Origin of the sequence: Halpernia humi, from assembly GCF_900108025.1 — a bacterium.
GTDB lineage: Bacteria > Bacteroidota > Bacteroidia > Flavobacteriales > Weeksellaceae > Halpernia > Halpernia humi.
The window spans coordinates 493,825-509,168 of record NZ_FNUS01000001.1 but is presented as its reverse complement, the minus strand read 5'-3'; the positions used below and the strand labels follow the sequence as shown (position 1 = coordinate 509,168).

Genomic DNA, 15,344 nt, shown 5'->3' with positions numbered 1-15,344 from the left:
TTTTTTTAGTCTATTTTCTATCCGTCTTCTATCGATTCGTCTAAAAAACTACTTCATTTTCTCCGCATCTGCCACAAACTGCGCCAAACCTTTATCCGTCAAAGGGTGATTTAATAAATTTAAAATCGAGGCTAGAGGAGAAGTAATCACATCTGCACCAATTTTCGCACAATTGATAATGTGCATTGGCGAACGAATAGACGCTGCAAGAATTTCGCAATCATAATCGTAATTATCAAAAATCATACGGATTTCTTCAATTAAATTTAGTCCATCCACAGAAATATCATCCAATCTTCCCAAAAACGGCGACACGTAATTTGCGCCTGCTTTTGCGGCCAAAAGCGCTTGTCCGGCAGAAAAAATCAAGGTGCAATTGGTTTTTATACCCTTATCAGAAAAATATTTCAAGGCCTTCACGCCATCTTTTATCATTGGGATTTTTACCACAATATTTTCATGAATTTTCGCCAATTCTTCACCTTCAGCAATCATTTCTTCATAAGTTGTAGAAAGAACTTCGGCAGAAATATCGCCATCTACAATGTCGCAAATTGTTTTGTAATGTGCGTTTATCGCGTCTTTTCCGCTGATTCCTTCTTTTGCCATAAGCGAAGGATTGGTCGTTACGCCATCCAAAATGCCCAAATCTTGCGCTTCTCTTATTTGGTCTAAATTTGCTGTGTCAATAAAAAATTTCATATATAATTTTGATTTTAGCAAAGATAATTCAATTTTTTAGGAGCAACAAGTTTGTTTTATTGTTTCAAAATTTGTCCCGCTGTTCACTACAATCTTTTTCTTTTTTTCAAGAAAAAAAAGAAAAAGGATTTCCGTTTCCATCGGGGCTATTTCGAAGATACTTTTTTTCTTCCAACAGACAATTTTTCGCCAAACCATAATAAAACAACATTTTAGTATTTAAAAATGGAAATAACCTAAGGTCGATTGTTATTTAAAATATAATTCACTAAACCTGTTGTGCATTTAGACAAGTTGCATAATTAACTGTAAATCAAGTTAAACGAAAAGGCGCAAGAACTTAGTTATTATAAAAATGGTTATAAGGCGCAAGAAAATTAAAGATTTTCATCTTTTAACGAAGTTAAAACATTGCGCCATACAAACGTAAATATCGGAAAATAAGTTATTTGCGCCTTTGCATTTAATATTTTTCTATATGCACAACAGTTTTCACTAACATTCAATTCATAAAATGTTTATCAATTGCGTCGGGCTTTAGCCCGATGTGAAAATTAGCGAAATAAACGGCTTTAGCCTAAACTTAAAATATGTTTTGGCTAAAGCCAATTTTACTTTAATTTTAGAAAATGGGCTAAAGCCCATTCCTATTGATATTTTAAAATTGTTTAATAATCGAACTCACATTACTAAATTGCTTTTTTTGAAATAATTTTCACTCCAAAACGTAAAAATTTAAACTAATAAAACCAAAAACTTTTGTTCTTTTTGTGCTTAAAAAATTAAACAAAAAAACTAAATTTGTTTTTATTAAATTAAAAAACATGAATATAATCCTCGCTTCAACTTCCACATTACACGGTGGAAATTATTTAGAATATTTGGATGCAGAAATTAAAGAATTATTTCAAAATATTGATGAAATACTCTTTATTCCATTTGCTCGGCCAGGTGGCATTTCACATGAAGATTACACTTCAAAAGCAGCAGATTATTTTTCAAAAATAAACATCAAAGTAAAAGGATTGCATGAGTTTGAAGATAAAACCGAAGCCGTAAATAAAGCAAAAGCCTATTTCACAGGCGGTGGAAATACTTTTCTTTTGGTAAAAACATTGCACGAACTAGGTTTAATGACGATTTTAAAATATAACATCGAAGGCGGAAAACCTTATCTCGGAACAAGTGCAGGAAGCAATATAGCCGGCATAAATATGAAAACCACAAACGATATGCCGATTGTTTATCCTTCAAGTTTTAATTGTATGGAATTGGTTCCTTTTAATTTGAATCCACATTATTTAGATGCAAATCCAGATTTAAAACACAATGGAGAAACAAGGGAAACCAGAATTAAAGAATTTCTCACCCAAAACGAAACAAAAGTGATTGGTTTGCGAGAAGGCAATTGGATAAGGCGAAAGAATAATACAATTACAGTTGAAGGTTCGCAAAATACCAGAATTTTCGAATTTGGAAAAGAGCCTTATGAAATAGAAAGTGGAGTAGAACTATAATTAATTAGGTTGCATTTAGATTTTTTTTAAACTTTAATCCTTAACAGTTCTAAAATTTAAAGTCTATTCTTTAAAATGTGGCAAAATTAGTTCCATCAAAAAATCGGGGCAAGTGCAGATCTTATTTGTTTTAGAATTTAAGAAATAAAGTGTGGTTTTGGCTGTTGTTATTTTTTGTTTTTTTTCATTATAAATTTCGTACTCAAATTCAATTCTCACACCCGGAATTTTTTTAATAAAAGTATGGATTTCTAAAACTTCGTCATAAAATGCTGGCTTCAAATATTTTATCTGATATTCTGATACGGGCAACCAAAATCCGAGCCTTTCGATCTCTTCATAAGACCGGCCAAGGGAGCGAAAAAGTTCAACTCTAGCAATTTCAAAGTAAGTTGCATAATTGCCATAATAGACGTACTTCATAGGGTCTGTTTCTGCATAACGAACTCGTAATGTGTGTGTTGTGTGTATCATTTTAAAGTTTTAAATAAGTTATACAAATATATTTTTTAATAATCAATAGGGCAACAATTTTTTTTATTAATAATTTTTACCATATTTGTCCTTCTACAACATTAATCAAAAAACTTCTTCTTCTTAACACTAATATGAATGAAAATTTAGACTTAATTTGGGAAAAATGCCTTCAATTTATGAGGGATAACCTCAATGCTGCCGAAGACCACGATGACCTGAAAAAATTAGAGAATTCATTCGATTTATTGTTTGATAAAGTTCAACCTTTGTCTTTAGAAAATTTTAATTTAACACTTTTAGTTCCTAGCGATTTTTATAAAGAATATATAGAAGACAATTATTTAGCACTTCTTTCGGCCGCACTCAAAAAAAATATTGGGAAAGGCGTAAAGCTTTGGTATTCTGTAATGGAAAATAAACCAAAAGGAAAGGAAAAACCAATAATTAGTAACGTAAAAGGGAAAACAACAGAGGCTCCAAAAATACAACAAACGCGTCCGCCATCGGTTTCAGAGAATTTGGTAAATCCATTTGCGATACCTGGAATGAAGAAAGTGCAGATTAATTCTAATCTAAAAGCCGAATTTTCTTTTGAAAATTATGTGGAAGGTGAAAGTAACAAATTTGCTGCAACAGTAGCAAAATCAATTGCTAAAAGACCTGGTTCCACTGCTTTTAATCCTTTATTTTTACACGGCGGTTATGGTGTAGGAAAAACCCACTTGGGACACGCCATTGGTTTAGAAGTGAAAGCCTCGTTTCCCGAAAAAGTAGTTTTATATTTATCTTCAGAAAAATTTATTCAGCAATTTATTTCTGCTGCAAAAGCCCGTAAACAAACAGAATTTTCTAATTTCTACCAAATGGTAGATGTACTGATTATTGATGATATTCAGTTTTTGTCTGGTAAATCTGCCACACAAGATAGTTTCTTCCATATTTTTGATTTTTTGCATCAAAATGGAAAGCAAATCATTTTAACTTCAGATAAGGCGGCTGTTGATATTATGGATATTCAAGAGAGAATTGTATCTCGTTTTAAATGGGGACTTTCTGCCGAAATAAAATCGCCTGATTTTGATACACGTCGAAAAATTATTGTGGATCGATTGTGCCGCGACGGAATTGTTTTAACAGACGATATGCTTGATTTTCTAGCCGCAGAAGCAAAAACAAATGTTCGAGAATTAATCGGTATTATCAATGCTGTGATTGCATATTCTACCATTTATAAATCAGATTTGAGTTTAGAATTGCTAAAAGATACCATTAGCAAAATATCTAAAAATCAGAAAAAAGTCATTAATATTCCTTACATTCAAGAAGTGGTTTGTGAATATTTTGGCATCAAAAGAGAACAACTTTTATCTAAAACCAGAAAAAGAGAAATTGCCTTGCCTCGACAATTAGCCATGTACTTTTCAAAAGAATTTACCAACGCAACCTTTTCTAAAATTGGAGAAGAAATGGGCGGAAAAGACCATTCTACGGTGATGTATGCGTGTGATACAATTCGTGACGTGGGAAAAATGGATAAAGAAATAAAGAAATATGTAAAGGAATTAACTGAAAAAATTAAAAAATAATTTAACCTTAATTTACTTTTAAAAATTACTAATTAAACCTTTCAGATCTTATAATTTGAAAGGTTTTTTAATGAAAATAAATATGAAAATTTTAATGGTTTGTTTGGGAAATATTTGCAGAAGCCCTTTAGCAGAAGGCATTTTAAAAGCAAAACTTCCAAAAAATTTCGCTGTAGAGTCTGCCGGCACAATTGCCATGCACCAAGGCAATGCACCAGATTCGCGCTCTATAAAAGTTGCCAAAAAACATGGTTTAGATATTTCTCACCAAAAATCTAAACATTTAAAAGCCGAAGATTTGGAGAATTTTGATTTAATTTTCTGTATGGATAAGCATAATTTGCAAGACGTAAAAGATTTGGCCAGCAATGAAAATCAAGTTAAAAAAATTTCATTGATTTTAGAAAATGCCGAAGTTCCGGATCCATATTATGGAACGAATGAAGATTTTGAAAACGTTTTTCAACTTTTAGATAAGGCCTGTGAAAGAATAAGCCGTGAAGTTGTAAAGTTGTAATTTTGCTTTAATTTTAATTAGAATATTTTTAATCAAACTACTTCACAATTTATAGAATCAAAGGACTTCAAATCTTCACAATTTTACATTAAAACAAATGCTTTTCCTCATTCCTGCTTATTTATCGCCAGAAACACCAAAAAATTATTTTGCACCTATAATTTCAGAATATATTTTGAAAACAGATTATTTCTTTGTGGAAAACGAAAAAGCAGCGCGCAAAATCATTAAATATTTTTGTCCAGAAAAAATTCAAGCAGAGTTGAAGTTATTTATCGTGGATAAATATTCTGAAAAATCTGATTTAGAAGAAGCCCAAAAATTATTAAAAAGTGGAGTAGATTTCGGTTTACTATCAGATGCCGGCTTGCCTTGCATCGGTGATCCTGGGAATATAATGGTAGAATTTTGCCATCAAAATAATATAAAAGTAATACCTATAAATGGTCCAAGTTCTTTTGTTTTAGCATTAATTGCAAGCGGTTTAAACGGGCAAGAATTTACATTTAATGGCTATTTGCCCATCGAAAAAGGGGAGCGCAAAGCCAAAATAAATCTATTAGAAAATTTGGTACAAAAATCTGGGTTTACTCAAATTTTTATGGAAACGCCCTATCGAAATTTATCTTTGTTTGATGATTTGTGCAAATACCTTTCGCCACAAACCAAACTTTGTATTGCGGCGAATATTAACCATCCGACTAATGAATACATCAAAACTTTAATGGTGAAAAACTGGAAAAAAGAAAAACCAAATCTTCACAAAATTCCCACAGTTTTTTTAATTGGGAAATAATTAGTTTAGAATTTTTTACTGTCTTTCTCAAAAATCCAATCTCAATAGGAATTTATAAGAGTTTTAATTCGGCAAAAATTTTAGGTGCAAAAAATGATTTCTTATATTTGCAAAGAAAAAAACCGAATGAAGAGTAATAAAAAATTGGCTATCGATTTTGATGGAACAATTGTGGAAGATGCCTATCCTAGAATTGGAAAAACTAAAACTTTTGCTTTTGAAACCTTAAAAAAATTTCAAAGTGAAGGTTATCGATTAATTTTATGGACTTATCGACATGGGAAACCTTTAGAAGAAGCGATAGAATTTTGTAAAAAAAATGGTGTAGAATTTTATGCTATTAATTCAAGTTTTGAGGGTGAAGAATTTGATATAAAAACACAATCAAGGAAAATAGACGCCGATTTTTTTATAGATGACCGTAATCTTGGGGGGTTCCCTGGTTGGGGAGAAATCTATAAAATTGTAACTGAAAGAATAGAATTTCGTGTGGAAGGAGGCGAAGTTTTGGCTTATTCTAAAATGAAGAAAGATAAGAAAAAAGGTCTTTTTTGGTAGAAAATGTTAGAAATTCTTCAAAAAAATAATTTAAAATTTAATTTGTGATTCAGTTAAAAACAATAGAAGAACTCCGATTAATGCGCGAAAGTGCGCAATTGGTTTCTAAAACTTTAGGTCTTTTAGCCAAAGAAATAAAACCTGGTGTAACGACGGCACATTTAGATAAATTAGGAGGCGAATTTATTCGCGATAACGGTGGCGAACCTGCTTTTTTAGGAATGTACGGCTTCCCCAATAATTTATGTATTTCTCCAAATGCAGAAGTGGTTCACGGTATTCCGAATGATAAGCCTTTAGAAGAAGGCGATATTTTATCAGTGGATTGTGGCGTTTATATGAACGGATTTTATGGCGATCATGCCTATTCTTTTCAAGTTGGCGAAGTTGCTCCTGAAACTAAAAAATTACTACAAATCACAAAAGAATCTTTATACAAAGGAATCGAACAATGCGTTCGTGGGAAAAGAATTGGTGATATTTCTTTTGCCATTCAAAATTACTGCGAAAAAGAAGGTTACGGCGTTGTTCGTGAATTGGTTGGTCACGGCCTGGGAAGAAAAATGCACGAAGATCCGCAAGTGCCGAATTACGGGCGAAAGGGAAGTGGTAAAGTCATTAAAGATGGAATTGCGCTCGCCATAGAACCAATGATAAATCTTGGAACTGAAAAAGTGAAATTTCATAAAGATGGTTGGACGGTGACAAGTTTAGACATGTCGCCTTCTGCACATTTTGAACACGATGTTTGTGTAATTGAAGGAAAACCAGTTTTGCTTTCCACCTACAAATATATTTACGAAGCCCTCGGAATTGTTTCTGACGAAGAAAAACCTTTTACTAGGGATTTTTAAAATAAAAAAAGGCTTCAATATTTTGAAGCCTTTTTTAATTAATTTTAGAAATTATTTTTCTAATTCTTATCAATCGATCCTAAAACTTTTTGAGCAAAACCATTCAACGCATCTCTTTCTGCCATGCCATTTTTTACATTTGCGTGCACTTCTAGCGCGCCGCAAATATTGGTAATTAATTCTCCAGCCACATTCAAATCTTCATCAGTTGTTCCTCTAAATTCAGTGAAACTTTCTAAAACTTCCAATGTTTTTTCTAAATTTTCTACGGATTGATTTTGGTAAAACTGTCTGATTATAGGTAATTTCATAGGTAGATTTTATTTTTTTAAAGGTCATATGTTATCGCCTTTATCTTCATTAGTGTTGGTTTGCAAACTTGTAAATGGCGATTTCATAATTAAATTTTTAATTTAATTCATTAAATAACTCGGTTAAACTTTCCGCTTTATTGCTTTGAACTTGATTTACTCTTTCACCATTTTTAAAAATAGCAAATGTTGGTAAATTATCAACTTGCGCCAATTTTCTACTTTCTGGCAATTTTTCGGCATCCACATAATAGAAGGGAATTGCATCGTTTTCAGCCGCTAATTTTTTAAATTTTGGCTTCATAATTCTGCAGTTTCCACACCAAGTTGCACCATATTGAACCACTACTTTTTCGTTATTTTTTACAATTTCATGTAAATTATCTTCTGCTAATTCTGTGTACATTTTAAAATATTTTAAATAAAAAAAGACCCGAAACTTTTCGGGTCTCTCTTTAAAATTAGATTTAATTTTAATTCTTTGCTAAATACGCCGCCGTAGATTTTCTATCTGCATGCATCGCTTCTTTGCCTTCTTCCCAATTTGCTGGGCAAACTTCACCGTGTTTTTGAACGTGAGTATAAGCATCAATCATTCTGATAAACTCTTTTACATTTCTTCCAAGTGGCATATCATTTACACTTTCATGGAAAATTTTACCAGTTTCATCGATCAAGTAAGTCGCTCTATAAGTTACATTAGAACCAGAAAACAACTCCTGACCATCTTCATCATAATCAAAATCTTGATCTACAATACCTAGTAAATTAGCTAATTGACGATGTGTATCAGATAAAATAGGATAGGTTACACCCTCGATTCCACCGTTTTCTTTTGCAGTATTCAACCATGCAAAATGCACTTCATTGGTGTCACAAGATGCACCAATTATCATCGTATTTCTCTTTTTAAATTCCTCTTGCGCCTCTTGAAAAGCGTGCAATTCTGTCGGACAAACAAAAGTGAAATCTTTTGGATACCAGAAAAGCAAAACTTTTTGTTGATTATTTATTGCCTCTTGCAACACATTGATTCTTAAATCATCTCCCATTTCAGACATTGCATCTATCGTTACATTTGGGAATTTTCTACCTACTAATGACATTTATAATTTATTTTTAAGTTATTTCTAGCGCAAAATTACACTATCTGTATCTATTAAAAAATGATTTTTAATATATAAAATCTATTATTGTGATTTGTGAAATAATTAAAATTAAATTAAATATTTGCTAATTCTGCAGTTTCCAAACAATCTTTAATTCTTTTCATCGCTTCTTTCAGAGTTTCTTCTGAAGCCGCGTAAGAAATTCTAAAACATTCTGGGCTACCAAAAGATACACCTCCAACAGTTGCTACATTTGCTTTTTCAAGTAAAAACATAGCAAAGTCGTCAGAATTATTTATTTCCACGCCATCTAATTTTTTACCGATGTAGAAAGAAATATCTGGAAAGCAGTAAAAAGCCGATTTTGGTAAAAGGATTTTAAAACCTTTAATGTCTTTTAACAAATCAAAAACCAAATCACGTCTTTTCTGGAAGGCTTCAATCATGAAATGATATTCTGCGGGATCTGTTTCTAAAGCAGTAATTGCAGCTCTTTGCGCAACTGTATTTGCGCCGCTTGTCATTTGTCCTTGTATTTTTTCGCAGGCTTTAGATAATGATTCTGAACAGGCAGAATAACCAATTCGCCAGCCAGTCATCGCGTATGCTTTAGACATTCCGTTGATGATGGCAACCTGTTCTTTTATTTCTGGAAATTGTGCGATTGAAACATGTTTTGTTTCATAATTGATGAATTCATAAATTTCATCAGAAATTACTGTAATATTTGGATATTTCGCAATTACTTTGGCTAAAGATTTCAATTCCTCATAAGTGTAATAACTTCCAGATGGATTGCAGGGCGAACTATACAAAATTGCTTTGGTTTTTGGCGTAATTGCATTTTCTAATTGCTCGGCCGTCATTTTAAAATCTGTGGTATAATCTGTTTTAATGAAAACCGAAGTTCCATCCATCATTTTCACCATTTCATCATAACTTACCCAGTATGGCGCAGGAACAATAACTTCGTCGCCTGGATTTAAAATTGCCGCAAAAACGTTTATAATTGCCTGTTTTGCTCCATTAGAAACACAAATTTGTGAAGGTTTGTAGTCTAATTCATTATCTCTTTTTAGTTTGTTGCTCACTGCTTGCCGAAGTTCCATAAAACCCGGAACCGGCGAATAATGGCTGTAATTTTCATCAATCGCTCTGTGTGCTGCTTCTTTTATATTCTGTGGCACGTCAAAATCTGGCTCACCTAAAGTTAAACTGATAACATCCAATCCTTTGGCTTTCATTTCGCGCGCCTTGTTACTCATTACAAAAGTTTGGGAAAAACTCAAACGATTTAACCGTTCTGAAAATTGATTCATAGAAATTTATTTTTAACAAATATAAAAATTAGATTTCAGTTAAGGCGCTTCATTTCAAAGAAAAACCATTATTTTTGTTCAATAAAAAATATTAATGTCAGTAGATTTAATTTTAAAATATTTCCCGGATCTTTCTGAAAAACAGATTCAGCAATTCACACTTTTAGAAGACTTATATAAAGATTGGAATGAAAAAATAAATGTAATTTCTCGCAAAGATTTAGATTCGCTTTACGAAAAACACGTTTTACATTCGTTGGGAATTGCAAAAGTTATGGCGTTTTCACCAAATACAAAAATACTAGACATTGGTACTGGCGGCGGTTTTCCAGGCATTCCACTCGCTATTTTATTTCCCGAAAGTTCTTTTACTCTAGTAGATTCAATCGGTAAAAAAATTACGGTTGTGAAAGAAGTTGCCGAAAGTTTAGGGTTAGAAAATGTTGTGGCAAAGCATGAACGAGCAGAAAATATTAAAGAAAAATTTCACTTTGTAGTAAGTAGAGCCGTTACACAAATGCCTGTTTTTTTGCGCTGGTTAAAAGGAAAATTTGAAAAAGAACAGATCAATACAAAACACAATGGCGTTTTATACTTAAAAGGTGGCGATTTAGGAGAAGAATTACAAGGTTTAAAAGCAGAAATTTTTCAATTAAAAAATTATTTCGACGAAGAATTTTTTGAAACTAAAAAAGTGGTTTATCTTTCAAAAGGGCATTTTAATTCGTGAATAATTCTTCAAGTTTTACTTAGCATTTTAACTTTAAAAGTATTTATTTTAATTTTCAAAGAAAAAAGAACTATTGCTTATTTTTTGGATAAAAACTTGCGCCAAAATAAAGATTTTTGATGTATTTTTCTTAAATTTAAAAATTCCCTTTTAACTAATACCCAAATTCTTTAATGAAATTTCTAAACAAAATTATCGACGATTTACTTCAAAAAAACGTTGATTTATCGAAGTTCACATTAGTTTTACCCGGAAAAAGACCAGTCGTTTTTATCAAAAAAATTCTGCAAGAAAAAGCCTATTCTGGCTTTTTACCAGAGTTTTACACCATAGAAGAATTATTAAAAAATATTTCCGGTAAGCAACAAATTAATGGAATTGCGATGTGGCTTTTCGCGTATGAAATTTATAAAACGCAATACGATGAAGATTTTGGAAATTTTCTAAAATGGTTTCCTACGGTTTTAAAAGATTGGGACGATATACTCAAGTTTTCCGAGTCGGATCTTGCGGTTTTAGATTTTATGTTTGATGAAGAGCGCATAAAAAATTGGGCAGAAAACTTAAACGCGGAAGAAGAAAACCCGAGAAATAAATTTCTAAACTTTTGGCGAAAACAAAGAAATTTTTTGCCTCTTTTAAAGTTAAAATTACAAGAAAAAAATTACGCAACTGCGGGAATGTTGCACGAAATCGTAAAAAATAAAGTTCAAGATTTTGCTCAAAATACAAATGAAAACTTTGTATTTTGCGGTTTTAACGCTTTTACGCCAGTCGAGCAAAAATTAGTGAAAGAATTACTGAAATGGGACAAAGCCATTTGCTATTTTCAAGCCGATAATTATTATATGAACGACGCGCGCCAAGAATCTGGAAAATTCTTACGTGAGCATAAAAAGTGGCCAGAATTTAATGATAGTCGAGAATTTACTTGGATAGAAAATGACTTTAAATCAGAAAAAAATATAAAAATATTTGAAGTTTCGGGTAATGTTTCGCAAACAAAATTGCTTCCTGAAATTTTTTCTGAACTTTCAAATAATAATAGTTCTAATTTTGATTTTACTAAAACCGCGGTCGTACTTTTAGATGAAAACCTTTTACCGCCGACTTTAGATGCTTTAAGCAGTATTGAACGCATTAATATTACAATGGGTTTTCCGCTAAAAAATCTAGGCTTTTCGAATGCGATGAAGAAAATTTTTCATCTTCAAAAACAACTTCAAAAAAACCAAAATTCTTACTATTATAAAGATGTTTTACCGATTTTAGAAGAACTTCCAAAATCACCAGAAGATGAAATTTTAATTCAAAATTTTAAAAAATTATTACTGGAAAGAAATATCATCTATATTGCAAAAAATAGATTAGAAAGCGAGCTTTCGGGTTTAAGTTATTTTAATTTATTTCAAAAAAAATCTGCTAAAGAATTGTTGCTTAATTTAATAAATTACTGCTTTCAATTAAAATTTCAACCTTTGGATGATATTGTTTATGAAAATATTTCTCATTTTGAAAAGGTTTTTAAAACACTGCAAAACCAACTGAATGATTATCATTTTGAAATGGATGTCGAAAGTTTGGAGGTTTTAATTAATCAATTGGTAAATTCAGAAAGTATTGATTTTCAAGGTGAACCGCTGCAAGGTTTGCAAGTAATGGGACTTTTAGAAACGCGTTTATTAAACTTTGAAAATATTATTTTAGTTTCAGTAAACGAAGGAAAATTACCCCTTGGAAATTCGCAAAACACGTATTTGCCGTTTGATGTTCGTCGAGAATTTAATTTACATACTTTTTTAGAAAATGACAGTATTTATGCGTATCATTTTTACCGATTACTGCAAGATTCTAAAAATGTGTACTTACTTTACAACGCTTTAAGTTCAGGCTTAAATACGGGCGAAAAAAGCAGATTTATCACACAATTAGAGATTGAAAGCGGTTTAAATATTGAACATTTAGTGGTTGAAAACAGTATTGAACCTGTTAATCAAGATGGAATTATTTTAGAAAAAACCGATGAAGTTTTAGATAAATTAGAAGTTTGGAAAACGCGGGTTTCCGCCTCGCATTTGGTAAATTATCTTTGGAATCCGGTAGATTTTTATTTGTCACAAATTTTAAAAACACGTTCTGAAGATTCTGTAGAAGAAGAACTTTCACAAAGAAATTATGGAAATTTAGTGCATTTTGCTTTGCATTTTTTATATAAAAATGTTATTGGTAAAACGTTGAAAGAAAGTAATTTAGAAGATTTACTTAAACAAGTAGATGCATCTTTAGATGACGCTATTAAAACGTTAAATCACGAGAAAGAATTTTATAATTCTGGGATGAATTACATTCACAAATCAATTGCGAAAAGGGTAGTGACGGATATTTTAAATTATGATTTGAATTTAATTAAAAAAGGAAATCAACTGGAAATTATCGATTTGGAAATGCGTGTTGAAAATGTAGAATTCCCAATTTCAGAGTCAGAAAATATTTATTTTTACGGTTTCATTGATAGAGTAGACCGGTTGAATGGCGAATTGCGAATTATTGATTATAAAACTAAAAAAGCCACAAATTTATTTTTGAAACCAAAAGAAGATAAAATTGAAAGTCTTTTAATGAACAAAAAAATGGCGCAAGCTTTACAATTAAGTATTTACGCGTACGCCATTTTAAAATCGAAAAAATTCCCAGAAAATCATTTGCAATGCGGCATTTGGAGTTTTGCAGAAACCGGAAAAGGCGTGCAAAATTTGCAATTGTTTGAGGAAACGATTTTAGACCTTAATATTTTAGAAATGCCTTTGGAAAGTATTAGAAATTTAATTTTAGAAATTCTAAATCCAGAAATTCCTTTCGCCGAAAATACAACACAAAATTATTCTAATTAAAAGCATTTATTCCCGTAATATCAAGGCCTGTGATGAGCAAATGAATATCATGCGTGCCTTCATAAGTGATGACGGATTCTAAATTCGCAGCGTGGCGCATCATCGGAAACTCACCCATAATACCCATTCCGCCAAGAATTTGACGGGATTCTCGAGCAATATCAATCGCCATTTTCACATTATTTCTTTTCGCCATAGAGATTTGTGCCGGAGTTGCTTTATGTTCATTTTTTAGATTTCCCAGTTGCCAGCACAGCAATTGCGATTTTGTAATTTCCGTTAAAAATTCTGCTAATTTTTTTTGCTGTAATTGAAATCCAGCAATCGCTTTTCCGAATTGTTTTCTTTCTTTTGCGTATTGCAAAGCGGTGCAATAGCAATCGATTGCCGCGCCAATCACGCCCCAAGAAATACCATATCTCGCTGAATTTAAACAAGATAAGGGTCCTTTTAAACCAATCACATTTGGTAACATATTTTCTTTCGGAACTCTTACATTAGAAAAAACAAGTTCGCCTGTTTTAGATGCGCGAAGACTCCATTTGTTGTGTGTTTCGGGTGTTGAAAATCCTTCAAAACTACGTTCAACAATCAATCCACGGACTTTTCCATCTTCGCCTTTTGCCCACACAACAGCAATATCGCAAAGTGGTGCATTTGTAATCCACATTTTTGCGCCGTTTAATAAGTAGTGTTCGTCTTTTTCTACGAAATAAGTTTCCATAGAACTTGGATCTGAACCGTGGTTTGGCTCTGTTAAACCAAATGCGCCAATCATTTCGCCAGCCGCTAATTTTGGCAAAAATTTCTTTTTTTGATCATCACTTCCAAATTCATTAATTGGGAACATCACTAAAGAAGATTGTACTGACGCGGCAGAACGAATTGCAGAATCGCCACGTTCCAACTCTTGCATAATTATGCCGTAAGAAATTTGGTCTAATCCAGAACCGCCATATTCTTCTGGAATGTAAGGGCCAAGCGCGCCAATTGCGCCTAATTCTTTCATTAAATTTGGTAAATCTTTATGGTTTTGCGCAGCATCATCAATGTTTGGCATTACAAAATTTTCCACCCAATGCCGAACAGACTGCCGAATAAGTTTGTGTTCTTCCGTTAAAAGAGAGTTAATACCATAATAATCTGGGATAGAGGAGAGTGGATAATGGGACATATTTTAAATTTTGACTAATGTAATATTTAAAAAAAATTAGCGAGATAAATAAAATTTACTTTTTCAAGAATTTATAAAGATAAGGCGCTTTGTTTGCAGAACCTGTATATAATTTTTCTAAACGCTGTAACATATTAAGACTTAACACTTTACGCTGAAAATTATTTCTACGAAATTTTTCACCTAAAATGGTTTCGTATAAAGTTTGGAGTTCTTTCATTGTAAATTTTTCAGGCAAAAGATTGCTTCCAACGACATTGTAATCTAGATTTAAACGCAAAAAATCTAAACCTTTTTTAACTATTTTTTCATGATCGAAAGCCATTTCTGGCAAATCATCTACAGAAAACCAAGCACAAACTTCATTATTTGTATCCGGAAAGGTATGCGAAATTGTAAAATCAATTAATGCAAAATATGCAGTTGAAATAAAGCGTTGATATATCCAATGATCAGGATCTACAGTTAAATTTAGACTTTTCAATAACTGCCGGTGTGGATTATTTTCATCTGTTCGATTGACACTACCAAAAGTGTAAAATTGCTGTAAAAATAAATTTTCTAAATGTGTGCGTTCATATAAAGTTCTAGCCGCAGCGTCATCCAAACTTTCATCTTTGAACACGAAACCACCTGGAACCGACCATCGATCAACTTCGTGGTATTTTAAAAGTAAAACTTTCAGTTCATCTTTATTAAAACCAAAAATCACGCAATCCACGGAAACATGCTCTACAAAACCTTTTGTATTTAGAAGTTCTGCTAAACTGAGTTTGTTTTTAGAATCATCAACTTTCATCATT

The 15,344-nt window shown here is 32.0% G+C and carries 16 protein-coding genes; 8 read left to right on the top strand and 8 right to left on the bottom strand.

Translation table 11 applies throughout. The annotated features are described in order from the left end of the window. Positions 1–48 precede the first annotated feature (48 nt). A complete protein-coding gene (fsa, locus tag C4S29_RS02375) occupies positions 49–702 on the bottom strand; it encodes a fructose-6-phosphate aldolase (protein ID WP_103912521.1) in 654 nt (217 codons plus the stop codon). Between the two features lie 824 nt (positions 703–1,526). On the opposite strand from fsa, the gene pepE reads away from it, so the two are divergent. Continuing rightward, positions 1,527–2,219 carry a dipeptidase PepE gene (gene pepE, locus C4S29_RS02370; RefSeq protein ID WP_103912520.1) on the top strand — a complete coding sequence of 231 codons (693 nt, stop codon included), beginning with the start codon at positions 1,527–1,529 and terminating at the stop codon, positions 2,217–2,219. Between the two features lie 63 nt (positions 2,220–2,282). Here pepE and C4S29_RS02365 read toward each other — a convergent pair whose 3' ends face one another. Then, positions 2,283–2,693, bottom strand: coding sequence for an acyl-CoA thioesterase (locus C4S29_RS02365; protein ID WP_103912519.1), 411 nt, complete (start codon positions 2,691–2,693; stop codon positions 2,283–2,285). Positions 2,694–2,827: 134 nt separating this feature from the next. Between C4S29_RS02365 and dnaA the strand changes: the two genes are divergently transcribed. The 5 genes from dnaA (at position 2,828) to map (ending at position 7,007) form a co-directional block, all read left to right on the top strand. After that, positions 2,828–4,282 (top strand): chromosomal replication initiator protein DnaA, encoded by a 1,455-nt coding sequence (gene dnaA, locus C4S29_RS02360; protein ID WP_103912518.1) that lies wholly within the window; start codon positions 2,828–2,830, stop codon positions 4,280–4,282. A gap of 70 nt (positions 4,283–4,352) precedes the next feature. Continuing rightward, positions 4,353–4,799, top strand: a complete 447-nt coding sequence (locus C4S29_RS02355; RefSeq protein ID WP_233740466.1) for a low molecular weight protein-tyrosine-phosphatase — start codon at positions 4,353–4,355, stop codon at positions 4,797–4,799. Between the two features lie 97 nt (positions 4,800–4,896). Continuing rightward, on the top strand, positions 4,897–5,595 hold the full coding sequence (locus C4S29_RS02350; RefSeq protein ID WP_103912517.1) for an SAM-dependent methyltransferase: 699 nt from the start codon (positions 4,897–4,899) through the stop codon (positions 5,593–5,595). A 126-nt stretch (positions 5,596–5,721) separates the two neighbouring features. Then, positions 5,722–6,153 carry a BT0820 family HAD-type phosphatase gene (locus C4S29_RS02345; protein ID WP_103913016.1) on the top strand — a complete coding sequence of 144 codons (432 nt, stop codon included), beginning with the start codon at positions 5,722–5,724 and terminating at the stop codon, positions 6,151–6,153. A gap of 44 nt (positions 6,154–6,197) precedes the next feature. Next, on the top strand, positions 6,198–7,007 hold the full coding sequence (gene map, locus C4S29_RS02340) for a type I methionyl aminopeptidase (protein ID WP_103912516.1): 810 nt from the start codon (positions 6,198–6,200) through the stop codon (positions 7,005–7,007). Positions 7,008–7,066: 59 nt separating this feature from the next. Here the strand turns inward: map and C4S29_RS02335 are convergent, their stop codons facing one another. The 4 genes from C4S29_RS02335 to C4S29_RS02320 all read right to left on the bottom strand — a co-directional run bounded on the left by C4S29_RS02335 (position 7,067) and on the right by C4S29_RS02320 (position 9,746). Next, a complete protein-coding gene (locus C4S29_RS02335; protein ID WP_103912515.1) occupies positions 7,067–7,318 on the bottom strand; it encodes a DUF6952 family protein in 252 nt (83 codons plus the stop codon). Between the two features lie 97 nt (positions 7,319–7,415). Next, a complete protein-coding gene (locus C4S29_RS02330; protein WP_103912514.1) occupies positions 7,416–7,724 on the bottom strand; it encodes a thioredoxin family protein in 309 nt (102 codons plus the stop codon). A 67-nt stretch (positions 7,725–7,791) separates the two neighbouring features. Continuing rightward, complete coding sequence (locus C4S29_RS02325) at positions 7,792–8,424, bottom strand: peroxiredoxin (RefSeq protein WP_103912513.1); 633 nt, start codon at positions 8,422–8,424, stop codon at positions 7,792–7,794. Between the two features lie 116 nt (positions 8,425–8,540). Then, positions 8,541–9,746, bottom strand: coding sequence for a pyridoxal phosphate-dependent aminotransferase (locus C4S29_RS02320; protein WP_103912512.1), 1,206 nt, complete (start codon positions 9,744–9,746; stop codon positions 8,541–8,543). Positions 9,747–9,840: 94 nt separating this feature from the next. Here C4S29_RS02320 and rsmG point away from each other — a divergent pair, with 94 nt between their 5' ends. Together rsmG and C4S29_RS02310 are read left to right on the top strand one after the other, a co-directional pair. After that, positions 9,841–10,476, top strand: coding sequence for a 16S rRNA (guanine(527)-N(7))-methyltransferase RsmG (rsmG, locus tag C4S29_RS02315; RefSeq protein ID WP_103912511.1), 636 nt, complete (start codon positions 9,841–9,843; stop codon positions 10,474–10,476). Between the two features lie 173 nt (positions 10,477–10,649). Then, positions 10,650–13,367: a PD-(D/E)XK nuclease family protein gene (locus C4S29_RS02310; RefSeq protein WP_103912510.1), complete on the top strand. Its 2,718-nt coding sequence runs from the start codon at positions 10,650–10,652 to the stop codon at positions 13,365–13,367. Here C4S29_RS02310 and C4S29_RS02305 read toward each other — a convergent pair. Then, positions 13,360–14,541: an acyl-CoA dehydrogenase family protein gene (locus C4S29_RS02305; RefSeq protein WP_103912509.1), complete on the bottom strand. Its 1,182-nt coding sequence runs from the start codon at positions 14,539–14,541 to the stop codon at positions 13,360–13,362. The two genes, C4S29_RS02310 and C4S29_RS02305, sit on opposite strands and share 8 nt — an antisense overlap. 55 nt (positions 14,542–14,596) lie before the next feature. Continuing rightward, a complete protein-coding gene (locus C4S29_RS02300; protein ID WP_233740465.1) occupies positions 14,597–15,343 on the bottom strand; it encodes an NUDIX hydrolase in 747 nt (248 codons plus the stop codon). Position 15,344 lies beyond the last annotated feature (1 nt).